Below are 25,008 nucleotides of genomic sequence, written 5' to 3'. Positions count from 1 at the left end.
TCCTTATGAACGCTCAAAAGCCTTCTTGGTCTTGTGGGTCGCCACCGCATTCCAGGGGTCATCCGGCCAGGGATGCTTGGGATACCTGCCCCGCAGCTCTTTGCGCACCTCCAGATAGCTCCGTTCCCAGAACCCTTTCAGGTCCCGGGTGACTGCCACCGGCCTGCCAGCCGGAGACAGCAGATGCACCAGCACTGCCCGCCTGCCTTTGCAGACCGTGGGTGATGTTGCCAGACCAAACAGTTCCTGCAGCTTAACCGATAACACCGGCCCTTCCTGATCTGTATAATCCAGGGCAACCTTTCTACCGCTGGGTATGGTCAAGTATGTTGGTGCAACAGTATCAAGTGATTGCAGCAGGTTCCAGCCAACAACCTCTTGCAACAGATGAAGTACAGAAAGCTGTTGCACCCCCTGTTGCGAACGGATACCAGACAGGTGCGGCCCCAGCCAGATCTCAACAGTATTCAGCAGCGCTGCATCAGAAATATCCGGCCAACCATCCTCCGACAGTAACCGGGCTGCCAGCCCTACCCTGGCCTGCAGTTGACGGGATTGATCATTCCATCCTAAACACCCGATTCCGTTGCGCTTAACCTGCTCCAGCAGCAAAGGGATCGCTTCACTATCATCAGCCTGTATCTGGCGTGATGCCAGAACCACGGCACAGATCCTCTCCTGCTCTGCAGCAGCCACCCGGCCAGCGGCCCCATCCCAGGTAACCTGGCGCTGTTTGGTGATCAGATGACCAGCAGCCTGTCGCAGCTGTTCTTCTGTCAGACCAACCGCCTGATGTATCAGACCATCAGCCCCTTCACCACCATCCACCTGCAGGGCCACCAGAAACGCTGCACCAGTACAGCCAGCCTTTGCTGAAAGCACAGCCCCCCTGCCCGATGCAAGTAGATATTTCCCCTCGCCCCCCTGACGTAGCATGGCGATTCTATCAGGCCAAGCTGCCACTGCCATTTCAGGGGTATTATGGAGCATATCCAGATCTACAGCCGGGCATTTTTGAGGTTTTTCTCCCACCAGTCGCAGTAACTGCTGCGCTGTCTGCTCAATCGCCCTGAATGCGGTTGAGCGATTTGATAGCTGCGCTGCCAGATAACAGCCGGTAACAGCCTGCCCCTGTTCCTGGGCAGACAGCAACAGACGTGCCAGCCTGGGATGCAGCGGCAGCTGCACCATGCGACGTCCAAGTGCAGTAATGGTCCCTTGTGCATCAAGTGCTCCCAGCATCTGCAGCAGCTCCTGTGCTGTTGCCAAATGCACTGCAGGGGGCTGATCCAGCCAGGCAAGACTGGCAGGATCAGTCACCCCCCAGGCTGCCAGCTCCAGCAGCAATGGCGCTAGATCAGCAGTCATTAATTCAGGTGGGGTAAAAGGAGTCATGGCCTGATAGGTCTGCTGGGAATACAGCCGGTAGCAGACTCCGGGAGCAGTACGTCCTGCCCGGCCGGTACGCTGATCTGCCGATGCCTTTGCTGCCCGCACCGTTACCAGCCGCTCCAGTCCGGTGGCAGGATCAAGTTGCAGTCGGCGGGTCAGACCACTATCCACTACAATCCGCACCCCTTCAATGGTCAGACTGGTTTCAGCTATGTTGGTGGCCAGTACTACCCGGCGCTGTGGCCCTGGTAGTATGGCCTGCTGCTGCTTTTCAAAGGGTAGATCGCCATACAAGGGACAGACCACAGCAGATGACAGCCCTGCCAGCTCACGCTCAACTGCCCGGATTTCTCCGGTGCCTGGCAGAAAGGCCAGCAGATCACCAGCCTCTTCAGTCAGGGCAGTCTTGATGATTGCTGCCATCTGCCGTGTCAGGGATTGTGTATCAGAAACCGCTGGATAGATGACCTGCACCGGAAAGGCCTGGCCTTGCGACACCACAACCGGCGCATCGCCCAGCAGGCGTGCAATCGGACCACAATCAAGGGTGGCAGACATCACCAGCAGTTTCAGGTCAGGCCGCAGTGCAGCCTGTGTTTCCAGACATAAAGCCAGACCAAGATCCGCCTGGATGGAACGTTCGTGGAACTCGTCAAAGATAACACAGGCCACACCAAACAGCTCTGGATCGTTCTGAATCCTGCGGGTCAACACCCCTTCCGTCACCACCTCAATCCTGGTGGCATTGCTGACCTTGCTTTCAAAGCGAATGGTATAGCCCACAGTCTGTCCCACCTGTTCCCCCAGACTCTGGGCCATGTAACGGGCAGCCGAGGCAGCTGCAATTCTACGCGGTTCCAGCATGATGATGCGGCCAGCTTCAGCAGGGATGATGGTAAGCAGTTCAAGCGGTACACGGGTGGTCTTGCCTGCACCGGGTGCAGCAGAGAGGACAACATTGGTAGTGGTCTGCAACGTGGCAAGCAGTTCAGGCAGGATCTGGGTAATGGGAAGGTCTATCATACGCTACAGCCTGATCAGGTCCTCATGTTCTTCATCGTGGGGGTTGATATGGATCATCACATCGCCGACATTATGAAACCGTTCAAAGATGCGGCGTTTTACCTCGGTTGCCACATCATGGGACTGTTTGACGGTCATCTCCGGGTCCATATCCAGCTTCAGGTCAATAATGATGTACTGCCCTGATCTGCGGGCACGGATTTCATGGACATGCTCCACACAATCAACCACTTCAGCCAGTTCAGTAACCTCCTGAATATAATCACCACAAACCGAACCATCCATCAGGTCATGGGCAGCCCCGCGAAAGGTTTCCCAACCGATATGCAGAATAAAGAATGAAGTCAGCGCCGCAGCCAGCGGGTCCATGATACCCCAGCCCAGAAACGCGCCCACAACGCCAGCCAGGGTTGCAATTGAGGTCAGGGCATCTTTGCGGTGGTCCTGGGCAATGGCCAGTAGAGACGGGCTTTCAAGCTGTTTACCGGTGGCTGTTGAGAAACGGTAAAGCCATTCCTTGATTACAATGGTTAAGGCGGCCGCTGCAACGGCAATCCAGCCAGGTGATTTAAAGTCATGGCGCAGGATAGCCTGTACCGCATCGACCAGAATCCAGATACCGGTTCCACAGATCACCAGCGAGATCAGTAGAGCAGCCAACGATTCTGCCCGGCCATGGCCATAGGGATGTTGTTCATCATAGGGCTGCCGACCAAGTTTAAGGGCAACCATGGTACTGCCAATGGCAATGAAATCACAGGCTGATTCAATGCCGTCAGCAAAGACCGCATCAGATCTGCCCCAGTATCCGGCAGACAGTTTCATAACCATCAGCACAGCATTGACCCAGAAACCAACCTGGATAATCCGCTCAGCCTTATCAAATCGTTCGTCACGCTGCATCGGTTGCCTCTGTGGCACGAAAATCTTTCAGCTCAAGTTTGAGCTGTTCCCGATTGTTCCAGGTATCAATCTTTACGGTACAGGCCAGATCAATAGATGCCGGCACGTCGCGATCCGCCATGCCCCAACCCACTGCCCTGAACTGATACCCATCCCGCTCTAACCGCAGATTAAGGTGGTTCTCACCAAAACAGCGCAGATCGCCCACCTTCATTCCCTGCAGCAGCAGCAGCGGTGTCTGATTAGCCATGCCAAAAGGTCCCAGACTTTGTAGTTCCTGAACCAGCTGCAGGGTTACCTGATTAGGTTGCAGTTCAGCATCCAGCACTAGCTGTGGCATCAGCTCCTGATCACCCAACCGGTCAGCTGCTGCCTGCTCAAAGGCATCTGCAAAGGCTGGCATCTGACCAGGTTTAACTGTTACCCCTGCTGCGGCACGGTGACCGCCGTACCGTTCCAGATGCGCGGAACAGTCATGCAGAGCATCCAGCAGATGAAAACCGCTAATACTGCGGCCTGAACCCTTGCCGGTGCCATCCTCACGCTCAGCAACCAGCAGGGTGGGACGATAATATCGCTCCACCATCCGGGAGGCCACAATCCCCACCACCCCCTGATGCCAGTCTGGTGATGACAGCACAATACTTTTACGCTGTTCCACCGCACCCTGGGCCTCAATCAGTGCAATGGCTTCCTCAAAGATGCAACGCTCCACCTGTCGGCGCTCAAGGTTGGCGCCATCAAGTTCTTCAGCCAGTGCAGCAGCTTTTTGCGGATCATCGGTAAGCAACAGTTCAACACCGGGCACTGCACTTTCCAGGCGTCCGGCAGCATTCAAGCGGGGAGCCAACTGAAACCCGACCTGACCACTGCTCACGCTACCTTTTACCCCGGCAACCTGTTTCAAGGCAGCCAGACCGATCCGGCAGCCATCACCCATCCGTTGCAGACCGGCTGCGGTCAGCAGGCGATTCTGCTCCACCAGCGGCACCAGGTCTGCAATGGTGCCCAGGGCCACCAGATCAAGCCACTGCCTCAGATCCGGTCCATTATCACCAAAGGCCCCTTGGTCACGCAGGCGGCTACGCAGCGCAACCAGCAGGTTAAAGGCCACCCCTACCCCGGCCAGTCCCTTGAATGGATAGCTGCAATCCCGACGATGGGGGTTGATCACTGCCACGGCATCCGGCAGTTGATCCAGTGGTTGGTGGTGGTCCGTTATGATCAGGTCAAGCCCGATGCTGCGGCAGAGTTCTGCTTCTTCAATGGCGGTAACTCCGCAATCAACACTGATGGCAAGATCGACACCCCGTTCTTTGATCAGACGTAGCGCATCACCATTCAGACCGTAACCATCCTCCATCCGGTTGGGAATGTGGTAACCGACACTGAGACCCATTGCCCTGAAACCGGACACCAGCAGCGCTGTGGCACTGATGCCATCCACATCATAATCGCCATAGATACAGACCACTTCAGCATTGCCATGGGCAGCAACAAGGCGCACCACCGCCTGTTCCATCCCGGCCATCAGGAATGGATCAAGCATACCTGCAAGGGTTGGATTCAGGAATGACGTAACCTGTTCAGGCTCTGTCAGCCCTCGGCTTACCATAATACCGGCAGTAACCGGTGAAAGACCGGTTACCTTTGACAAGTCGGCAACCACGGCTGGGTCTGTCTGTTTAAGTATCCACTGTTTGTGCATGGTAGAAACAGAAATCCCCCGGCAAGCGGGGGATTTCATAACCTTTCCAACTACTTTGTTGTTGAAAGCTGTTGCAGCATCTCTCTGGCCTGTCTGGCCAGATCACTGGTTTGGTCTTTTTGCAATAACGCTTCAAAGGTCGCCTTGGCCTTGGCTGTCTGTTTCAGATCCACCGCATAGACAATGCCGGTATTAAAGAGGCTTTGCAGATGCTTGGGATCCAGCTTGTTAGCCTTTTCAAAGTTATTCAGCGCACGATCATAAAAGCCAAGTGCGCGAAACATAACCCCTTGATCAGTCAACACGTTGACATTCTTGGGATCAAGCTCCAGGGCCTTATTGTAGGCCTGCACCGCTTTTTGTGCCTGGTTGGAGTCAAAATAATCATTCCCCAAGGTAATCCAGGCCTGCAGGTTTTTAGGGTCTTTGGCAACCAGTTGTTCAAGTTCGGCAATCCGGGCTGATGCCTGGCCGGGATTCACCATGGCCCCGCTACCCTGCTGCACCGTAGCCTGGCTGGTTGAGGCCTTAGAACCAGCCATGAATTTTCCACCCACCATAATACCGATCAGAAAACCGATAATCAGGGCAGCAACACCAACTATAGTGGTTTCCTTGTTCATGGTTAATACTCCCTATGCCTTGACAGGCTGCGCAGCTCCGCTCTCACCTTTGTTCATGGCCCGTTGTTCCAGCAGCAACACCACCGGGCTGGCAACATAAACTGATGAATAGACGCCAACGACGATACCAACCAGCAGCGCAAAGGAGAAGTCGTGAATCACCTCGCCACCCCAGACAAAAAGGGCAATTGCTGACAAAAATGTTGTTAGTGAGGTGATAATACTCCGGGAAAGAACCTCATTAATACTTGTGTTGAATATCTTGTGCAAAGAACCTTTCAGATCTTTGTGCAAGTTCTCCCTGATCCGGTCAAATACCACGACGGTATCGGTCAGCGAATACCCGGCAATGGTTAACACGGCGGTAATGAACAGCAGGTTAAATTCCCGGCCGGTCAGGTAATAGGCAGCAAACATGGCCAGTACGTCATGCAGGGTGGCCACAACAGCGCCGATACCAAACTTAAAGTCAAAACGCCAAGCAATGTAGCAGATGATCCCCAACATGGAGATGGCAACCGCAATTATGGTGTCTTTACGCAGCTTTTCACCAATGGAGGGACCGATCTCGGTGGTACTGTCAACGGTCACCTTCAAGCCGGGCTGAGCCTTGACAAAGGCAGCAGGCACGATCTCAGCTGCCTTGCCCACGGCCAGAGCACTCTTGCGGGGCAATTTCACCAGCAGCTTGTTACCTTCTTTTACTTCCTGCAGTTCAAATTCAGCAATGCCACCACTATGCAAGGCTTTACGGGCATCAGCAAGAGCAAGTGGTTTGTCGAACATCAGCTGTACCGAGGTGCCACCGGTAAAATCAATCCCCATATTGGCAACACCACGGGCCATCTGGATAATGGCGATAATGCCGATGATTGAAATGATACTGGAGATGACAAACGAGATATTCCGCTTGCCGATAAAATCTATGTTAGTTTTTCCAAGAAGTTCCATCATTGCAGTATCCCCCTTATATGCTCATCTTTTTGACGTTCCCTTTGTGCAGGAACAGGTCAAAGATAACCTTGGTACCCATCAGCGAGGTAAACAGGTTGATCATGATACCAAGACTCAAGGAAACCGCAAAACCCTTGACCGGGCCGGTACCAAACTGAAACAGCACCGCAGCAGTAATCAGGGCTGTCACGTGGGAGTCCATGATGGTCAAAAACGCCTTGTCATAGCCAGCCTCCAGGGCGGACTTGGGCGACTTGCCCAGTCGTAACTCTTCACGAATCCGCTCAAAGATAATCACGTTGGAGTCAACTGACATACCAACCAGCAGCACGATGGCTGCAATACCGGGTAGAGTCAGGGTAGCGCCCAGGGCAGACATGGCACCCATCAGGTAGAGGATGTTCAATACCATACCCAGGTTTGCCACCATACCGGACAGCTTGTAGTAGATCGCCATGAAGATGATTACCAGCGCAACACCGATACCACCAGCCATTAGGCCTTTGTCGATTGAATCTTTACCCAGCGAAGCACCAACAGTGACGTTCTGGATGATCTTAACCGGGGCTGGCAGGGCACCTGCACGCAGTACAATCGCCAGGTCTGAGGCGGTTTTTTCAGTAAAGTTACCGGAGATCTGGGCAGAACCGCCAGAGATCCGCTCCCGGATAACCGGGGCAGAGTAGACATTTCTATCCAACACAATGGCAAAACGCTTGTTCACATTGGCAGCAGTAACCTGATCAAACAGACGCGCTCCCAGCGAGTTAAACTCAATCCCAACATAGGGCTGATTAAACTGTGAGTCGATCCTCACCTGGGCATCAGTCAGCAGGTCGCCGGTGATCAGAGCCTTCTTCAGCACCACCAGCGGGATCTCCGTGGTTGCGCCGGTGGTGGGATCCGTGTGTTTTTCATACAGCACTTCACTGTCTTCAGGAATTGCGCCACCAGTGGGGGATACCCCTTCTTTAACCATCTTGAATTCAAGACGTGCCGTACGGCCAATCAGATCAATGGCGCGCTGAGGATCTTTGATACCAGGCAGCTGCACCACGATCTGGTTGATTCCCTGACGGGCAATCACCGGCTCTGATACGCCAAACTGGTCAATCCGGTTGCGGATGGTCTCAAGGGCCTGGGCAACTGCCTTGTCCTTGCGATCCTGAATATCCTGCTCTTTCATCCGCAGGGCAACACCAACCATCCCCCCCTCTTCAACCGTGGGGATGATCTCATAGTCGCGGTATTTGTCCTTGATCAGCTTCTGAACCGCAGCAGCGGTATCTTTTTCGTACACGACAATCGATACCTTGTCGCTACCAGTACGACTGATCCGCTTGAAACGCAGGTTCTTGCTGTTCAGGGTGTCTTCCAGATCGGTTGCAACCAGGTCCAGAGTTCCCTCAACCGCCTTGGCTGTCTCCACCTCAAGCACCAGATGGGTTCCCCCCTGCAGGTCAAGACCCAGGTGGATCTTGTCCTTGGGTAACATCCCTTTCCACCACTCAGGCAGATTGGGGGACAGGGTTGGCACCAGATAAATACAGGAAAGGACAACAAAGGCTGCGATCAGGGCGATGCGCCATCCGGCTCCCTTAGGCATTGGCACGGCTCCTTCTGAGTGTAATATGCTGAAATACTACGTTCTGAAACGAGGATTTTTTTGTTCTGGTTCTGGCAAGCAAGGTATGGCGCGGAGGCGTACACCATTGTACGCCGCACAAGACATACCGCAGCTTGACTGGGCCAGAGCGAAAAAAGACCGTTTCCCTACTTTACAACAGTGGTAACGAACGGCTTATCAATCTTAATCTTAACGCCAGTGGCAATCTCAAGGGTTACCACCTGGTCTTCCACAGCAGTAACCTTACCGTGAATACCAGCAGCGGTCTTGACACTATCGCCAACCTTAAGGGCATCAATCATGGCCTTATGCTCTTTAGCCTTTTTCTGCTGGGGACGGATCAACAGAAAATAAAAAATAGCAAACATGGCAACCAGGGGACCAAAAGTACCTAACAGTTGTGCTGGCCCGCCAGCTGCTGCGCCTGCACCTCCTGCGGGTGGTGCCATTGCATAGGCTACTCCAAACATGCTCATCATCATTGATCTACTCCTCCTTGTGATTTTCTGTTTCTGATTGTTGTTGGTGGTAAAATTCCTTACGGAATGCCTCAAATCTGTCTTGTGTAATCGCCTCTCGCATCCGCGCCATCAGGTTCAGATACCAGGCAATGTTGTGATGAGTGTTTAGCATGGATGACAAAATCTCGCCAGAACGAAACAGATGCCGCAGGTAAGATCGGCTATATGTCCGACAAACGTAACAGTCACAGGTTGGATCAATCGGCCCCTGATCGTCCTCATACTGCTTACGCTTGATGTTCAATCTGCCCTGGCTGGTAAAGAGCATCCCGTTTCTGGCATTGCGGGTCGGCATAACGCAATCAAACATATCATAACCACGCCAGACCGCCTCAACCAGATCTTCCGGGGTACCGATCCCCATGATATAACGGGGATGATCAGGGGGAAGCAGGTCGCTGCAGGCATCCATCACCTCATGCATAACCGGCTTTGTTTCCCCTACTGACAGCCCGCCAAGGGCATAGCCGTCAAATCCGATCTCCTGCAGTTCCTGCAGGCTACGCTGCCGCAGCTCTGCAAAGCGCCCCCCCTGCACAATACCAAACAATAGCTGGTCACTCCGGGAATGGGCATCCTTACACCTCTGGGCCCAGCGGGTGGTCATGGCAAGGGAACGCTCAACATACTCCCGGTCTGCCTCAGCAGGCGGACACTCATCAAAACACATGATGATATCTGCCCCCAGTGACTCCTGAATCTTGATTGACAGTTCCGGTGTCAGCAGATGCATGGAACCATCAATATGGGAGCGAAACTTCACCCCTTCTTCGGATATCTTGCGCAGCTCGGTCAGGCTGTAGACCTGAAATCCGCCGGAATCGGTCAGGATCGGCCTGTCCCAGGCCATAAATTTGTGGAGCCCACCCATCTGCTCCACCAGACGGTGTCCCGGCCGCAGATAGAGGTGATAGGTATTGGACAGAATAATCTGGGCACCGGCATCCTTCAAGTTCTCAGGTCGCATCGCCTTAACCGATGCGCTGGTACCCACCGGCATAAAAATCGGGGTCTGGATCTCACCATGGGGGGTCGTTATTCTGCCGGTACGGGCACGGCAGCCAGTATCCTGATGCAACAATCTGAAATGATCCGGCACCACTACTCCTACACAATCAGCATGGCATCGCCATAGCTGTAAAATCGGTATTTTTCCTGCACAGCCCTGCGGTAGGCATCCAAAACAAATTTCTGGCCGGCAAAGGCAGAGACCAGCATCAACAGGGTTGATTCAGGCAGATGGAAGTTGGTAATCAAGGCATCCACCACCTTGAAACCATAGCCGGGATAGATAAAGATATCTGCCTCACCCTTGCCTGCATGCACCTGACCTGCTGCATCAGCAGCATATTCAAGGGTCCGGCAGGCGGTGGTGCCCACTGCAATCACCCTGCCGCCCCGCTGCTTTGTTGCTGCCACTGCAGCAGCGGTTTCAGGCGGGATGCTATAACGTTCGCGATGGATGATATGGTCCTGCACCCGTTCGACACGCACTGGTTGAAAGGTTCCCAGCCCAACATGCAGGGTAACGGCAGCCAGTTGAACCCCCTTTTGCTTGATCCTGTCCAGCAACTGCGGTGTAAAGTGCAGCCCTGCAGTGGGTGCTGCAACGGCGCCGGATTCAGCTGCATAGACGGTCTGATACCGTTCCCGATCCAGCTCCTCTGAAGGGCGGTTCAGGTAGGGTGGAATCGGCATCTGGCCGATCTGCTGCAGCCAGCCATCAAAATCATCAGTGCCATGGAACCGGATCAACCAATCCTGCTCACCCAGCCGGTCTACCACCCGGGCAGTAACACCCTGGCTAAGTATGATCATTTGACCTAGCTTGCAAGCCTTGGAGGCCCGTAACAGGCAACGCCAACAGGCATCTGGCTGCGGTTCAACCAGAAACAGTTCCACCCGCCCACCGGTTTCCTTGTTTCCAAACAGGCGGGCCGGAATCACCCTGGTATCATTCACCACCAGCAGATCATCAGGCTGCAGCCAATCCGTTATCTGCTTAAAACGTGCCTCTGTCAGAGTATGCTGCTGCCGTTCCAGCACCAACAGACGTGAATCATCACGCTGTGGCATTGGATAACGGGCAATCAGCTCATCAGGGAGTTCAAAGGAAAAATCACTAACTAACATATCTGCAGGGCTATTTAAGCTCAGAGAGCTTGCTCAGTTTGGCGCCGGGATAATAGTAGGACAGGATTTCATTATACCTGAAACCATCCAGGGCCCGCTGTTTGGCTCCATACTGGCACAGCCCCACACCATGACCATAACCGGAACCATTAAAATAGACCGTGCCACCATCAACCCGCACGGCAAAATTGGTGCTTTTGATCACTGTTGACCCAACTGCCATCCTGAATTTGGTTGCCAGCAGAATCACGTTGCCCCGCTCTGTCACCAGCACCAGATTCTTCAATCTGCCGCGATTATTACGTGGACCGAGTTTAATATCAGTAAGCCCATAGATCTTGAATGATTTCAAGGCAGCTTCAATTTTTGACAGCGGCAGACTCTGTTCCCAACTGCTGGTGGTTGAGGTCAAACCATACTGGCACTCGACCCCCTGCAGATAGGGCAACGCGATGCCCCAGACATTCTGTGATGCCTCGGTTCGGCCGCCACTATTGGCATGATAAAAAGCCTGTATCACCGAACCGTTATAGGTTAATACCTCACCTTGAGTTTCAACAACACCACGGGCAGCCCGACTATCCTCTTCATCACTGCCTTCATAGGCCTGATCCATTACCGTTGACTCAAGGTGATAGAAAGCCTTGCTACGTTCCTTCCGTTTAGCCACCGCAAAAGTACGGGCAATCACTGCCTGGGTCTTGATCGACTCCATCGGCCAGGTGGAGGAAATTTCGCTATTAATCACCCCCACCAGATACTGCTCAAGGGGCAACTGGTTCACCACCAGTAACTTACCGCTTTGTACTGACAGCTCAAGCATTCCCCGGTAAGACTTACCGTTTATGCGTAACTTGCCAGCCGCAGCAAGACGTATCAGCCGGCTGGAACTGCTTCCAGCCTGCACCCTGCCCCGCTCGTTTTGAAATGTTAAAGGGAATTCAAGCGTAAGAGGCTTGCCGGTTTCATCGGTGGCCAGTATACCGTCACCGTCAATGGCAACTGAATCAGCCCCTTTGCTGATGGCAACCCGGATCTGCTCGTTAGTAGCTGCGATCTCAATGGCTGCAGCTCCCTGCGGGGCGACTCCGGCCAACAGCAGCAAACATACGGTTATGATAAAAGAATATAAATAGTTCATAAATTTCGATTGAAAGTTTGAAATAGAACCATAAAGCCGTATGAGTGTCAAACAGATTCAAGTTTATCTATAACCATTTCGAGGTTTGACAGGCGGGAAACAGCAGGCTACACTGCCGCACCATGGCACTGCTTGAAATCAGCAATCTAACTGTTACCATCCCCACCCCCCACGGCATTGTGCATGCCGTCAACAGCGCGGACCTATGCCTTGATTATGGCCAGACCGTGGCCCTGGTGGGTGAGTCCGGCTCTGGCAAGAGCATGACCGCCCGTTCCATCATGGGGCTGATCCCGGCATCCGGCAGCATTGAGAGCGGTTCAATCCGCTTTGATGGTCAGGAGCTGGCAAACCTGCCGGAAAAGGAACTTCGTCTGCTGCGGGGTAACCGGATTGCCATGATTTTTCAGGAGCCGATGACCTCCCTGAATCCAGTACTGAAAATCGGTGATCAGGTGATGGAGCCGCTGCTGCTACACCGCAGGCTGGATAAGCAGGCAGCACGGACAGAAGCTCTTGAGCTCTTACAACAGGTAGGAATACCATCTCCTGAACAACGGATTAATGACTACCCCCATCAACTCTCCGGGGGCCAGCGTCAGCGGGTCATGATCGCCATGGCCCTGGCCTGTAATCCGCAACTGTTGATTGCCGATGAACCGACCACCGCCCTTGATGTCACCATTCAGGCCCAGATCCTTGAACTGATTGATCAACTGCGCCGTGACAAAGGTCTGGCCCTGCTGTTGATTACCCATGACCTGGGTATTGTGGCCCAACGGGCTGACCGGGTGCATGTCATGTACGCCGGTCAGATTGTGGAAACTGCTGCAACTGATCAACTTCTCAACAACCCGCTGCACCCCTACACCAGAGGGCTGTTGGCCTCGTTGCCGGAAAACGCCCTGCCGGGTCAACCGCTGGCCACCATACCGGGCCAACCTCCCCGGCTTGACAAACCGATCATTGGCTGTCCCTTTAAAGATCGCTGTCCTGATGTAAAGCCAGTCTGTTTTGAACAGATGCCTGCTGAGCTGGACAAGGGGAATGGACACCTGGTTAAATGCTGGAACTACCTGCTATGAGCGATATCCTTTCCATCCATACTGCAGACAAAAGTTTCCCGCTCAAGGGAAATGGCCCGGACAAACAGACCAGGGCCATGCTCAAGGCAGTAGATCAGGTTTCTCTGAGCCTGCAAGCGGGAGAAACCCTGGGGTTGGCCGGTGAATCAGGCTGCGGCAAATCTACGGTGGCCAAGCTGTTGACCGGCCTCCTGCAGCCGGATAGCGGCAGCATCAGGTTCCAAGGCACTGATATCAAGGAACTGCCCCCTGAAAAGCAGTCTATTTTCCGGCGTTCAGTGCAGATGATCTTTCAGGACCCCTTTTCATCCTTAAATCCCCGTATGCGGATCGGCGATGCCATTACAGAACCGCTTTTGATTCACGGGCTCTGCGATAACCAGCAGGTTCGCGAAACCGCCATCAAACTGATGACACAGGTAGGACTGGCTGGTGATCAGTATGACCGTTTCCCCCATGAATTTTCCGGGGGCCAGCGTCAGCGGATCGGCATTGCCCGTGCCCTGGCAGCCCAACCAGCTGTACTGGTGGCTGATGAGCCGGTCTCATCGCTTGATATCTCGATCCAGGCCCAGATTATCAACCTGTTACAGGAGTTGAAACAGCAACACGGCCTGACCATGCTGATGGTCAGCCATGACCTTGGTGTACTGCGTCATGTCAGTGACCGGATAGCGGTCATGTATCTGGGCAGCATCGTAGAACTGGCACCGGCACAGGATCTGTTCAACCAATGCCGTCATCCCTATACCCAGGCCTTGCTGGCAGCCATTCCACGCCTGCACAAGTCATCGGACAGCAGCCCGAAACCAGTTATCCGCTCCCATGAATTACCCTCAGCAGCTGATCTACCAAAAGGATGCCGTTTCCATCCCCGCTGCCCCTATGCTGCGGATATCTGCCGTACTGAAACACCTGTACTGGCTGCACAAGGTTCCGGCCATTTTGCGGCCTGTCATCTGAGCAGTAATATTTTCAGCAAGTAACCACACAACCAAGAAAGCATCACATGAACTTTACCCTGCTTAAAAAAGACAAAGATTCTGCTGCACGGCTTGGCATCCTCCAAACCAGCCATGGCGAAATCCAGACCCCGATCTTCATGCCGGTGGCAACCCACGGTGCCATGAAACCGCTGACACCGGCCCAGATTCACGATACCGGGGCACAGATTATCCTGTCCAACACCTACCACCTGCACCTGCAGCCAGGTGAAGGTCTGGTCAAGAAGGCTGGCGGCTTGCACAAATTCATGGCCTGGGAAAAGCCGATCCTGACTGATTCCGGCGGGTTTCAGGTTTTTTCCCTGCCCAAGAAACGGATTACCGAGGATGGCGTATTCTTTAAGCATGAACTGACCGGCGAAGAGATCTACCTTGATCCGGCCAAGGCGATCAATATCCAACAAGAACTTGGCTCAGATATCATGATGGCCTTTGATGAGTGCATCCCCTACCCCTGCGACAAGGTATATGCTGAGCAGTCCACCAGGAAGACCATCCGCTGGCTGAAAGAATGCCAGAACGCCTGGACCAACCGTGAGACCCAGGCGTTGTTTGGAATCGTACAGGGCAGCGTGTATGAAGACCTGCGGATTATGTGCGCCAAAGAAATGCGCAAGCTGGATCTACCCGGCTATGCCATTGGCGGGGTCAGCGTGGGTGAAGGACTGGAACTGCTCAAAAAAGTGGTTGGCTGGACCGCGCCCCATCTGCCAGAGGACAAGCCGCGTTATCTGATGGGAGTTGGTCTGCCGGAAGATATTCTGGAGAGCGTTGAACGGGGCATTGATATGTTTGACTGCGTGATCCCCACCCGCTATGCCCGTAGCGCCACCCTGTTTACCCGACGGGGCAAGATCAGGGTGAGCAACAAAAACTATAAACGTGATTTTTTCCCGGTTGATCCATCCTGCAGTTGCTACACCTGCCAGAACTTCAGCCGGGCCTACCTGCACCACCTGTTTGCCGCAAACGAAGTGCTCTCGGCAGTGCTGTCAGCCATTCACAACGTCACGTTTTACCTGCAGATGATGACAGAGATCCGTCAGGCTATTGCCGACAACCGCTTCATGGCCTACAAACAGGCCTTTTTGGCCGACTATCTGGCTTCAGAAAAACAAACTCAAGGATCAAAGAAACATTCAAAATGATCAGAACCACTGCATTAACCGTATCATTCATAGCTGCAGTTGCCACTGCGGTTTTGGCAGCAGAGACAGCACCGGTTGCCCAGCCGGTTGTCACGACCATGCACCCGTTGGAAGTAACCAGCAAGCCACACCAATGTGAACTGCCCAGATGCCTTACCCTCAGCCTGTTGCAGCAACGTAAACTGGCAAAATTCCATCAGGCCATGGATGACATCAAGGGCCAACGAGCCCTGATCGGTGATTTTGAACGGTACGCCGCCTGGATGAACACCAATCTGGCATCCTACAGCCGCTATATTCAGGCAGGTTCTGCAGCGGCTACCGTTGCTAAATTTCTGCCGATCCCCTATGCCGGACAGGCTGCGTTTTTCTCAAAATTTGTGGCTCAGTTTACCTTAAGCCTTGGCAGCACTTCCAAATCACTTAACAGCTACTTGCAAGCTTCGCAGCAACTTATCAACCAGGCATCAGCACTTGATCCCAATCAGCCTGATCCCAAGGCTCTGGCTGACGTACATGCCTTTGCCGATGGTCCTTTTTTAAAGAGCATGCTTGAGGCACAGCATCAACTGAACAGCATTGCAGATCTCTCTGCCAGCGCACAGGCGTTTCTGGTTGGATTAAACAACTACCTCAGCACCGGCGATGAGTACCTGCACAAGGTCAAAGGGGTATTTAAGAAAAAAGAGGACAGCCAACAGGAAAAAAGTTTTCTGACTGAAAGCTCAGGCAACCTCAAGACCCAGACCGAGCTGTTTAATACCCGACTGAAGACCTTTGAAACCCAGGGAGTAAGAATTACCAATACCATCAAGGCGTTGGCGGTCTATGATGAACTGGCAGGTGAAACAGGAACAGCGCCACCTGCAAAACTATAAGTTGGTTGTAACTGGTGCTTTTCTTTTCCTCACTCAGTTGCTATAAAAGTGAGGTTTTGATCCAATTCCATGAGGAGGCAGTGATGAGCGAAATTGTTGATATCTATGCACGGGAGATTCTGGATTCCCGCGGTAATCCCACCCTTGAGTGTGAGGTGTTTCTTGAGTCCGGTGCCTTTGGCCGGGCAGCAGTACCATCCGGTGCATCAACCGGTGAGCGTGAAGCACTGGAACTGCGTGATGGCGACAAAGGCCGCTATCTGGGCAAGGGTGTGCTGCAAGCAGTTGATAACGTGAACAACAGGATTGCTGATGAACTGATCGGCATGGAAGCCAGTGATCAGGTCGGAATTGACCAGCGGATGCTGGAAATGGATGGAACCGAGTTCAAGAGCAACCTGGGCGCCAACGCAATTTTGGGAATCTCACTGGCGGTTGCCAAGGCTGCTGCTGAAGAAGCAGGCATGCCGCTCTACAAATATATTGGCGGAGCCAATGCCCGCGAACTGCCGTTGCCAATGATGAACATCATCAACGGTGGCGCCCACGCAGACAACAACGTGGATATTCAGGAATTCATGATCATGCCTGCCGGTGCCGGTTGCTTTGCCGAGGCGCTGCGGATGGGCGCAGAGATCTTCCATGCCCTGAAAGGGGTACTGAAGGCCAAAGGCTACAACACTGCCGTTGGTGATGAGGGCGGCTTTGCCCCCAACCTGAAGTCCAATGAAGAGGCGCTGGAAGTTATCATGGAGGCGATCGTCAAGGCCGGTTACAAGCCGGGCGAAGATGTTCTGCTGGCCCTGGATGTTGCTTCATCCGAGCTGTTTAATAAAGAAAAAGGGATCTACACCCTGGAGAACGAGGCACAGAAAGAAAAAACTCCAGCCCAAATGGTGGACTTCTACGAAAACCTGGTCAACAAGTACCCGATTATCTCCATTGAAGACGGTATGGCTGAAAACGACTGGGATGGCTGGAAGCTGATGACCGACCGCCTGGGCAAAAAGATCCAGATCGTGGGTGATGACCTGTTCGTGACCAACCCCGCCATCCTGAAGGAAGGGATACAGAAAGGGATTGCCAACTCTATCCTGATCAAGCTGAACCAGATCGGTACCCTGACCGAGACCCTTGAGGCGATTGAAATGGCCAAACGGGCTGGCTACACCACGGTTATTTCCCACCGTTCCGGTGAAACCGAAGACACCACCCTGGCTGATTTGGCAGTAGCCGTTAATGCCGGACAGATCAAGACCGGTTCGCTCTGCCGTACTGACCGGGTGGCCAAGTACAACCAACTGCTGCGGATTGAAGATGAGCTGGATACCACTGCAGAGTTCAAAGGTCATAATGTTTTCTATAACATAAAGAAGTAGTTTTAAAGCTTCAATTAAAAGTATTCAAAGGGCGGGGTTATCCCCGCCCTTTGTTTTTGGGGCCACTGATCTGGATTTTCCAACAGCCTGTGGTATAGGTACAGCATCATCCACCAGAAGGAGCAAACCAATGCCGACAAATACCTGGAACCGCTTTCAGCAGCACCTCTGCCACTGCCCTGAGATCGGCCTCTGGCTTGATATCAGCCGAATGAATTTTGACGATGAGTTCCTGAACCGGATGGAACCTGCCATGCAACAGGCGTTTGATGCAATGCTTGCCCTTGAACAGGGCAGCATTGCCAACCCTGATGAAGGCCGCATGGTTGGTCATTACTGGCTACGCACCCCTACCCTTGCTCCCACACCGGAAATCCAGCAGCAGATCGAATCCACCGTTGACCTGATTGAGTCTTTTAGCGCTGACATTCATTCCGGCAAAATCTGCGCTCCAGGTAACAAGACCTTTACCAAACTATTGATAATCGGGATTGGCGGTTCAGCCCTGGGCCCCCAGTTTGTGGCTGATGCCCTAGGCAACAGTACTGACAAAATGACACCCTACTTTCTGGACAACACTGACCCAGATGGTATGGACCGGGTCTTCAGTCAGATCGGCAACCTCTCTGACTGTCTGGTGATTGTAATCTCCAAAAGTGGCTCCACCAAAGAGACCCGCAACGGCATGCTGGAGGCCCAGGCAGCATGGCAACGCGCCGGGCTTGATTTTAGCAAGCAGGCTGTAGCCATTACCGGCAATGGCAGTCAACTGGACAAACTGGCTGTGGCTGAAGGCTGGATCACCCGCTTTCCCATGTGGGACTGGGTCGGTGGCCGCACCTCGGTTACCTCAGCTGTGGGACTTTTACCGGCAGCACTGCAGGGAATCAACATCAGAGAGCTGCTACGCGGCGCACAGACCTGTGACCAGATCACCCGCAGCAGGATTGCCACCTTTAATCCAGCCAGCTTGATGGCCCTGATGTGGCACCATGCCACCGGTGGAAACGGCGATAAGGATATGGTGATGCTGCCCTATAAAGACCGCCTGCTGCTCTTCTCCCGCTATCTGCAGCAACTGATCATGGAATCAATCGGAAAACAGTTAGACCTGGATGGCAACGTCGTGGGTCAAGGGCTGACGGTGTACGGAAACAAAGGCTCTACCGATCAACACGCCTATGTGCAGCAGTTGCGTGAAGGGGTACACAACTTCTTTGTGACCTTTATTGAGGTGCTGCAGGATCGTCAGGGCAGCTCCATGCAGGTTGAGCAGGGAGTGACCAGCGGTGATTTCCTGTTTGGTTTCCTGTACGGCACCAGACAGGCTTTGTCAGAAAAGGGGCGGGAATCCATGACCATCACGGTGGAAAGGATTGACGCAGCCACCATCGGTGCCCTGATCGCCCTGTTTGAGCGGACAGTTGGCCTATATGCGTCATTAGTCAATATCAACGCCTATCACCAGCCAGGGGTTGAGGCAGGCAAAAAAGCAGCTGGGACAGTGATTGAGTTACAGAAGAAGGTACAGGCATTTGTACAAGGGCATGCTGATCTGCCATCGCCTGAAAAAGTCGCTGAAGCGATTGGAGTACCGGAACAGGTGGAAATAGTGTATGCCATACTACGCCGGTTGCAGAGCCATTAAACCAACAGAAACGCCCCTTCAAGATCACTTGAAGGGGCGTTATTTTAACACCAGAAGCACCGTTATTCGTTAAAACTCTGCTTCACGGGACTCAATCAGAAGCGACTCAAGCTCTGCAATCTGCAGTTCACCAATATCAAGCACTTCTGCCTCTAACGTCAAATGAAGCGCCAAATCAGGCTCTTTCTTCAATCCAAGCCCAACCTTATGACAAGCCTGGTTCACAAACCGGACAATGGCCAGCATCTTGTTGACTGGATCCCATTCTTCCAGGTGATGATCCCTGATCACATCACAGTACATGGATGGGAAGTTCCAGTGCTGCATCAGACGAAAGCCCTGCTCAACATGCATCGCCTCAAAGATCTCCATGATCAGGTCATCATCAAACATTGAGCTGATCACACCCGCCTTAACCAGTCGCTCAATCGCCTTTACCAGATACAGTTTACCCACGTCATGCAACAGGGCAGCAAGATAGATCTCATCCGCAATCCCACGCATGCCGCAGTTGTGTGCCAGCCAGCGTGCTCCCAGTGCAGAGCCATGGCTGTGCAGCCAGAGCTCTTTCATATAGGCATTCAGGGCCGGGTTATCTGAAGCATGTGCCGATGCCTGTGAAGCAGCGATGGCAATATTGATAACCTGCTGGGCACCAAGCCTGATTACCGCTTCCTTGATGGTGGCCACCTTGGTACGCCCCATATACATGGGCGAGTTGGCCATCTTCAGCATCTGGCTGGCCAGCGACTGATCTTCATTGGCAATCTGCGCCACCTCATCAACGGTAAAGTCATAGTCTGACAGCATACGCTGCAGCTTCAACGCAACCGGATGGAAGATGGGCAGCTCAATCGGTTGTGAGGCCAGCAGTTTTCTAACGGTTTCAGGCAATGCGACCTGGGACATGCATCCCTCCTGCAGGAACTATCCGGAAAATGTTAAATTTTGTCATTTCTAAGTTAAATTGCTCCAGATGTCAATCAATCGCAGGAATGCTCAAGCTTTCCCGATGGTCAGGTTAACCGGATATTCCTGAATTGCACCTTCCCGTTCTTTCTTCACGGCTATCACCAAGACCGTTCTAACATCAACAAACCCGGCTTCACGGAAATAGCCTTCCATATCCTTAACGCTAAAGCCTTTGTGAGGAATACCGGTTGCGTCATCATGGAAGCTGCCATCCTCCAGCTCCAGATCAGCAATGCAGAGCTGCGCACCTGGATTCATACATTCCTTGAAGTGGGCCATAAGCGGAGCCGGTTCCGGCACATGATGCATGGTCATACTGCTGACCAGCAGGTCAATCCCCTGGGGCAGATGCCATTCTGAATCCAGATCAATAAAACAGGTCTGCAGATTGGTAATGCCAGCTTCTTTGGCCTTGGTTTCAAGCTGCTCCAACATACCACGGGAACTGTCAACGGCAATCGCCTCCCTGACTAATGGCAGAAGCCCCAGAGTTACTAATCCAGTGCCGGCACCATAATCAAGCATCCGCATACCCGGTTGCGGATCAGCTTCAGCAATGATTGCCTCCACCACGGCCCTGGCCAAAGCCACTCGACGGGGCAGATTATCCCACTGGCTGGCACGACTATCAAAATCAGGGCGAATATGTTGCGTCATGTAAACTGACTCCTTTACTTTTCGAGCTGGCAGGCACGATCCCACTCTTCGTAGCCTTCACCAGCCAGGGCAAGGAAAGACGCTATCCGTTGCTGGTAACATTCCAGCTGAGTGGTTTCCTTCAGCATCTGATCAAGCTGATCAGAATTCACCAGGTTCAGCTCATGCATAAAACGGTACAGGGCTGCAATTGCCTCAAGATGCCGTTCAAGTACCGCCATTTCAGGTTCCAGAGTACGGGTAATGTACCAGTTACTGGCAAAATAATGTACCTGGCCTGCTTGCGGCCGCAGAGCATTACGCTGCAGAAAATCAAGCACATAATCCCGCAGATAGTAATCTGCACTGTAAGCAAGCTCTGAGGCATGTTCCGGTGTCAGGCCAGATTGCTGCAACCAGATATAAAACTGCTGAAGCAGCCTCTGGCACTGCTCATCAGCCTTCAGTTCCTCTTCCATGGTCTCAAAATCAAAATCTTCATGATCAAAAACAATCTCAGTCATACAACTCCCGTATTATTTCATGGTTCGCGGATCAAGGGCATCACGGATCCCCTCACCCAGCAGGTTATAAGCAAGTACGGTTACCAGGATGGCTAGTCCAGGAAACAGGGAAAGCCACCAGGCAAATTCAATATAGTCCTTGCCAGAAGTCAGAATATTCCCCCAACTTGGGGTTGGCGGTTGTACACCGATCCCAAGAAACGACAGGGCCGATTCAGTCAGAATAGCCCCGGCGACCCCCAGCGTAGCTGCCACTAACACCGGTGACAGGGCATTGGGAAGAATATGACGCAGAATAATCCGCAAGTCTGAGCAGCCGATGCAACGGGCAGCCAGGATGTAGTCCATCTCACGAATAACGAGTACTTCCGCTCGGACCAAGCGAGCCACCCCCATCCAGCCGGTCAGACCGATCACCGCCATGATGATCCAGATAGATGGGCTTAAAAATGCTATGACTGCCAATATTAAAAAAAACGTAGGAAAACATAGCATCACATCAACAAAACGCATTAAGAGAGTATCAACCCACCCACCATAGTACCCGGATGCAAGCCCCACCAATGACCCAATAGTAACTGCAATACCGATTGCTACAAAACCAACCATTAGAGAAATTCTAGCTCCATACAGCATTCGACTTAATACATCTCTTCCAAGCTCATCAGTACCGCACCAATGTGACCAATTGGGTGGAGAAAGCACATGCACTGCATGTATTTCTGTTGGATTATACGGTGAAATTATTGGAGCAAGTAAAGCTAAGAGCAGCAATATACTGACAACACTTATCCCCATCACTGCTAACCTGTTACATTTTATCCTTGGCCATAGGATTGATATTAAGTAACTGTTTTTAATCACTATAGGTCACCTCAACCTTACACGAGGGTCAGCAAATGCATAACCAATATCTGCCAGTAAATTACCAAGTAAGGTCAGAAAAGCACCAATCACAAGTATACCCATTACCACAGGGTAATCACGAGACATGACCCCCTGATAGAATAGTTGCCCCATACCAGGAATTGAGAAGATTGTTTCAATTATAACGCTACCACCAATAAGACCGGGCACAGAAAACCCAAGCAATGTAACTAATGGTAAAAGCGCATTACGAAGAGCATGTTTCCAAATAACCACTCGTTCAGAAAGGCCCTTAGCACGCGCCGTAACAATGTAGTCTTGACCAATCACGCCCAGCATGCCAGATCGCATATATCTGGAAACTCCAGCCAAAGACCCAAATGAGGCGACTATGAGGGGTAAAATCAGATGTTTTACCAAATCCCAAACCTGAGCAACCCACGAGTACGACTCATACCCGAGAGTATGAAGATTTGAAATTGGCAACCAACTTAGCTTAACTCCAAACAGATACATTAGTAGTAGTGCAAGCCAAAAATTGGGCATAGCTATGCCCAAATAAACAAAGACAGTTGTTCCTTTATCAAAATGCGAATTTCTTTTGAGCGCAGCCAGCACCCCGATCGGAATCGCAAGACCAAACTCAATAATCAGAGCCACCAGATTAAGCGAAAGAGTGATCGGCAGACGTTCCTTGATCTTGTCCAGTACCGGACGGTTATCACTGGAAAAGGAGCGGCCCAGATCAAGCCTGGCCAGCCTGCCCAGCCAGGTAAAATACTGTTCATGGAGCGGTTTATCCAGACCGTAGAACTTGGTCAGACGCTCTCTGGCCTCTTTGCCAACCTTGGGGTTCATGGCCATCTGCATATCCACCGGCTCACCCGGTGCCAGATGAATAACCGTAAAGGTGATTAGGGTGATCCCAAGCATCAATGGTACCAGCATGGCTATCCGTTTGAGCAGGTAGGTGGTCATCTATGCTCCACCAAGGTACTGCTTAAAGGCTTGCAAGGCCTGGCCTCGGTGACTGATCCGGTTTTTTTCATCCAACGGCAGTTCTGCCATGGTCTGCTGATACCCATTCACCAGAAAGAGGGGATCATAACCAAAGCCATGCTCCCCCTTGGGTTGATCAATAATCGTACCCCCTACCCTGCCCTCAAACAGCTGTTCAACACCAGCAGGGCTGACATAGGCCATACTGCAGACAAAGGCTGCGCCGCGCTCAGACTGTGGTACACCAGCTACTTCCTGTAAAAGTTTGAGATTGTTAGCGCCATCATCTGCATCAGGCCCTGCAAAACGGGCAGAGAACACACCTGGACGACCATCAAGCCCATCTACCACCAATCCGGAATCATCGGCCAGGGTTGGCAGACCAGTGGCCTTGCAGGCCTCACGAGCCTTTTTCAAGGCATTGTCACTAAAGGTGGCGCCATCCTCAACCGTCTCCAGCAGATCCGGCAGATCCGCCCCACAGATAACCTCTTCCACCAGGCCATCCAGTAGCGCCCTGATCTCCTTGATCTTGCCCCGGTTCCGGGTGGCAACCAGCAACTGCTTCATCGCGACAAGGCCTCCTGTTGATGGGTAAACAGCTGGTTGATACCTGTCATGGCCAGGTTACGCATGGCATCCATCTGCTCAAGAGTAAATGGCTCTGCCTCAGCTGTGCCCTGCACCTCAACAAACCGGCCTGAGGATGTCATAACAAAGTTCATGTCCACTTCAGCGCTGGAATCCTCCTGATAATCAAGATCAAGCAGAGCCTGGCCATCTACAATCCCCACGCTGACTGCAGCCACAGCTTCTTTGAGCGGACTTTCAGCAATCTTGCCCTGGGCCAGCAAAGACGAAATTGCATCAACCAAGGCCACATACGCGCCGGTAATGGAGGCGGTGCGAGTGCCGCCATCTGCCTGGATCACATCACAATCCAGATAGATGGTGCGCTCACCCAGCTTGGCCATGTCAGTCACAGCCCGCAGAGAACGTCCGATCAGACGCTGAATTTCAAGTGTTCTGCCACTTTGCTTACCTTTGGCAGCCTCACGGGAAGAACGGGTATGGGTAGCACGGGGCAGCATGGAGTATTCAGCAGTGACCCAGCCGGTACCTTTACCACGCAGAAACGGCGGAACAGACTCCTCTATCGAGGCGGTGCAGATGACTCTGGTGTCTCCAAACTCAACCAAAACAGCACCTTCCGGGTGCTTGATAAAGTGACGTGTTATACTAATGGGGCGTAACTGCTGCAAACTCCGTCCTGCTCGTACCATTATGATGCTCCTTGGCTGTCTAAAGTGGAGAAAATGTACGGATTACGGCACCTGCTGTCAAACAAAAAGGGGAACCCATAGCTGGATTCCCCTGTGATCAATCTTGAAATTCTGTTTATCGGTCAGCCAAGAAAGCTGCTACTGCACCGGGCCCTGTTCTGAAGTATGGTTGAATCAACGACATCTCCGCAGCAACTGCACTTCCAGGCATCAAAGGAACGAACAAAATCATAATATTTTTGGTTCTTCCGCAGAATTTATGGGTAACTGACCTGCCGAAGATGGTCTGAGCAGCTACCTGGTGAACGAAATAGAGCATCCCGCCTACAAATCTGTCATTGTGTGTTTCGACCAAGAAACCCAATACAGACAAGGAGAGCGGGATGCAGCTCAAGTCTATACTGAATTTCGTTCAACCGCATCAAGGTTTTGTGTATGGCGCTGTCCACCAGCGAAACAAGGGACAGCGCACGGTCCTTGACATTGAGATCCGCCCCCGCAAGAACAGGCAGCCTGTCTGTTCCAGATGCGGCAAACCTGGTCCCGGCTATGACACCTTG

Annotated in this window: 23 protein-coding genes and 1 pseudogene; 7 read left to right on the top strand and 17 right to left on the bottom strand. The window is 52.6% G+C overall.

Annotated elements, in window-relative coordinates:
- Nucleotides 1-3: 3 nt before the first annotated feature.
- The 10 genes from hrpB to B5D39_RS14780 form a co-directional block, all read right to left on the bottom strand.
- Nucleotides 4-2,415, bottom strand: a complete 2,412-nt coding sequence (gene hrpB, locus B5D39_RS14825; protein ID WP_167370398.1) for an ATP-dependent helicase HrpB — start codon at nucleotides 2,413-2,415, stop codon at nucleotides 4-6.
- Between the two features lie 3 nt (nucleotides 2,416-2,418).
- A complete protein-coding gene (locus B5D39_RS14820) occupies nucleotides 2,419-3,318 on the bottom strand; it encodes a cation diffusion facilitator family transporter (protein ID WP_078791241.1) in 900 nt (299 codons plus the stop codon).
- On the bottom strand, nucleotides 3,308-5,065 hold the full coding sequence (gene recJ / locus B5D39_RS14815) for a single-stranded-DNA-specific exonuclease RecJ (RefSeq protein ID WP_139366794.1): 1,758 nt from the start codon (nucleotides 5,063-5,065) through the stop codon (nucleotides 3,308-3,310). The genes B5D39_RS14820 and recJ overlap by 11 nt, the downstream gene beginning before the upstream one ends.
- 11 nt (nucleotides 5,066-5,076) lie before the next feature.
- Nucleotides 5,077-5,649 (bottom strand): tetratricopeptide repeat protein, encoded by a 573-nt coding sequence (locus tag B5D39_RS14810; protein WP_078791240.1) that lies wholly within the window; start codon nucleotides 5,647-5,649, stop codon nucleotides 5,077-5,079.
- 12 nt (nucleotides 5,650-5,661) lie between these two features.
- A complete protein-coding gene (gene secF / locus B5D39_RS14805; protein ID WP_078791251.1) occupies nucleotides 5,662-6,600 on the bottom strand; it encodes a protein translocase subunit SecF in 939 nt (312 codons plus the stop codon).
- Nucleotides 6,601-6,616: 16 nt separating this feature from the next.
- Nucleotides 6,617-8,209 carry a protein translocase subunit SecD gene (secD, locus tag B5D39_RS14800; RefSeq protein WP_078791239.1) on the bottom strand — a complete coding sequence of 531 codons (1,593 nt, stop codon included), beginning with the start codon at nucleotides 8,207-8,209 and terminating at the stop codon, nucleotides 6,617-6,619.
- Between the two features lie 167 nt (nucleotides 8,210-8,376).
- Nucleotides 8,377-8,700 carry a preprotein translocase subunit YajC gene (gene yajC, locus B5D39_RS14795; protein WP_078791250.1) on the bottom strand — a complete coding sequence of 108 codons (324 nt, stop codon included), beginning with the start codon at nucleotides 8,698-8,700 and terminating at the stop codon, nucleotides 8,377-8,379.
- Between the two features lie 16 nt (nucleotides 8,701-8,716).
- Nucleotides 8,717-9,853, bottom strand: a complete 1,137-nt coding sequence (gene tgt / locus B5D39_RS14790; protein ID WP_425274652.1) for a tRNA guanosine(34) transglycosylase Tgt — start codon at nucleotides 9,851-9,853, stop codon at nucleotides 8,717-8,719.
- A 5-nt stretch (nucleotides 9,854-9,858) separates the two neighbouring features.
- Complete coding sequence (queA, locus tag B5D39_RS14785) at nucleotides 9,859-10,884, bottom strand: tRNA preQ1(34) S-adenosylmethionine ribosyltransferase-isomerase QueA (protein ID WP_078791237.1); 1,026 nt, start codon at nucleotides 10,882-10,884, stop codon at nucleotides 9,859-9,861.
- A gap of 10 nt (nucleotides 10,885-10,894) precedes the next feature.
- A complete protein-coding gene (locus B5D39_RS14780) occupies nucleotides 10,895-12,025 on the bottom strand; it encodes a SpoIID/LytB domain-containing protein (protein ID WP_078791236.1) in 1,131 nt (376 codons plus the stop codon).
- A 122-nt stretch (nucleotides 12,026-12,147) separates the two neighbouring features.
- On the opposite strand from B5D39_RS14780, the gene B5D39_RS14775 reads away from it, so the two are divergent.
- The 6 genes from B5D39_RS14775 (at nucleotide 12,148) to B5D39_RS14750 (ending at nucleotide 19,167) form a co-directional block, all read left to right on the top strand.
- Nucleotides 12,148-13,110, top strand: a complete 963-nt coding sequence (locus B5D39_RS14775) for an ABC transporter ATP-binding protein (RefSeq protein WP_078791235.1) — start codon at nucleotides 12,148-12,150, stop codon at nucleotides 13,108-13,110.
- Nucleotides 13,107-14,096 (top strand): ABC transporter ATP-binding protein, encoded by a 990-nt coding sequence (locus B5D39_RS14770; RefSeq protein WP_078791234.1) that lies wholly within the window; start codon nucleotides 13,107-13,109, stop codon nucleotides 14,094-14,096. Before B5D39_RS14775 ends, B5D39_RS14770 begins: the two co-directional genes overlap by 4 nt.
- 23 nt (nucleotides 14,097-14,119) lie before the next feature.
- On the top strand, nucleotides 14,120-15,262 hold the full coding sequence (gene tgt / locus B5D39_RS14765) for a tRNA guanosine(34) transglycosylase Tgt (protein ID WP_078791233.1): 1,143 nt from the start codon (nucleotides 14,120-14,122) through the stop codon (nucleotides 15,260-15,262).
- Nucleotides 15,259-16,140 carry a hypothetical protein gene (locus B5D39_RS14760; protein WP_078791232.1) on the top strand — a complete coding sequence of 294 codons (882 nt, stop codon included), beginning with the start codon at nucleotides 15,259-15,261 and terminating at the stop codon, nucleotides 16,138-16,140. The genes tgt (B5D39_RS14765) and B5D39_RS14760 overlap by 4 nt, the downstream gene beginning before the upstream one ends.
- 83 nt (nucleotides 16,141-16,223) lie before the next feature.
- Nucleotides 16,224-17,519, top strand: coding sequence for a phosphopyruvate hydratase (eno, locus tag B5D39_RS14755; protein WP_078791231.1), 1,296 nt, complete (start codon nucleotides 16,224-16,226; stop codon nucleotides 17,517-17,519).
- Nucleotides 17,520-17,649: 130 nt separating this feature from the next.
- Complete coding sequence (locus B5D39_RS14750; protein ID WP_078791230.1) at nucleotides 17,650-19,167, top strand: glucose-6-phosphate isomerase; 1,518 nt, start codon at nucleotides 17,650-17,652, stop codon at nucleotides 19,165-19,167.
- Nucleotides 19,168-19,236: 69 nt separating this feature from the next.
- On the opposite strand, the gene B5D39_RS14745 is transcribed toward B5D39_RS14750, so the two are convergent.
- From B5D39_RS14745 to rph, 7 genes are all read right to left on the bottom strand, one after another.
- Nucleotides 19,237-20,076 carry an HDOD domain-containing protein gene (locus B5D39_RS14745; protein ID WP_078791229.1) on the bottom strand — a complete coding sequence of 280 codons (840 nt, stop codon included), beginning with the start codon at nucleotides 20,074-20,076 and terminating at the stop codon, nucleotides 19,237-19,239.
- Nucleotides 20,077-20,166: 90 nt separating this feature from the next.
- Nucleotides 20,167-20,796 carry a class I SAM-dependent methyltransferase gene (locus B5D39_RS14740; RefSeq protein WP_078791228.1) on the bottom strand — a complete coding sequence of 210 codons (630 nt, stop codon included), beginning with the start codon at nucleotides 20,794-20,796 and terminating at the stop codon, nucleotides 20,167-20,169.
- Nucleotides 20,797-20,810: 14 nt separating this feature from the next.
- Entirely contained in the window at nucleotides 20,811-21,299 is a 489-nt protein-coding gene (locus tag B5D39_RS14735) for a hypothetical protein (RefSeq protein WP_078791227.1), read from the bottom strand.
- 12 nt (nucleotides 21,300-21,311) lie between these two features.
- Complete coding sequence (opp4C, locus tag B5D39_RS14730; RefSeq protein ID WP_078791226.1) at nucleotides 21,312-22,166, bottom strand: oligopeptide ABC transporter permease; 855 nt, start codon at nucleotides 22,164-22,166, stop codon at nucleotides 21,312-21,314.
- A gap of 3 nt (nucleotides 22,167-22,169) precedes the next feature.
- On the bottom strand, nucleotides 22,170-23,144 hold the full coding sequence (locus tag B5D39_RS14725; RefSeq protein WP_078791225.1) for an ABC transporter permease: 975 nt from the start codon (nucleotides 23,142-23,144) through the stop codon (nucleotides 22,170-22,172).
- Nucleotides 23,145-23,735, bottom strand: coding sequence for an XTP/dITP diphosphatase (locus tag B5D39_RS14720; RefSeq protein WP_078791224.1), 591 nt, complete (start codon nucleotides 23,733-23,735; stop codon nucleotides 23,145-23,147).
- Nucleotides 23,732-24,448, bottom strand: a complete 717-nt coding sequence (gene rph / locus B5D39_RS14715; RefSeq protein WP_078791223.1) for a ribonuclease PH — start codon at nucleotides 24,446-24,448, stop codon at nucleotides 23,732-23,734. The genes B5D39_RS14720 and rph overlap by 4 nt, the downstream gene beginning before the upstream one ends.
- 383 nt (nucleotides 24,449-24,831) lie before the next feature.
- Between rph and B5D39_RS17465 the strand changes: the two are divergent.
- Nucleotides 24,832-25,008, top strand: a pseudogene (locus B5D39_RS17465) (ISL3 family transposase); the annotation flags it as partial.

This window comes from Trichlorobacter thiogenes (assembly GCF_900167465.1).
In the GTDB taxonomy this organism is placed as follows: Bacteria; Desulfobacterota; Desulfuromonadia; order Geobacterales; family Pseudopelobacteraceae; genus Trichlorobacter; species Trichlorobacter thiogenes.
Note: the sequence above shows the minus strand (reverse complement) of the source record. Positions and strands in the feature narration are given on the sequence as shown.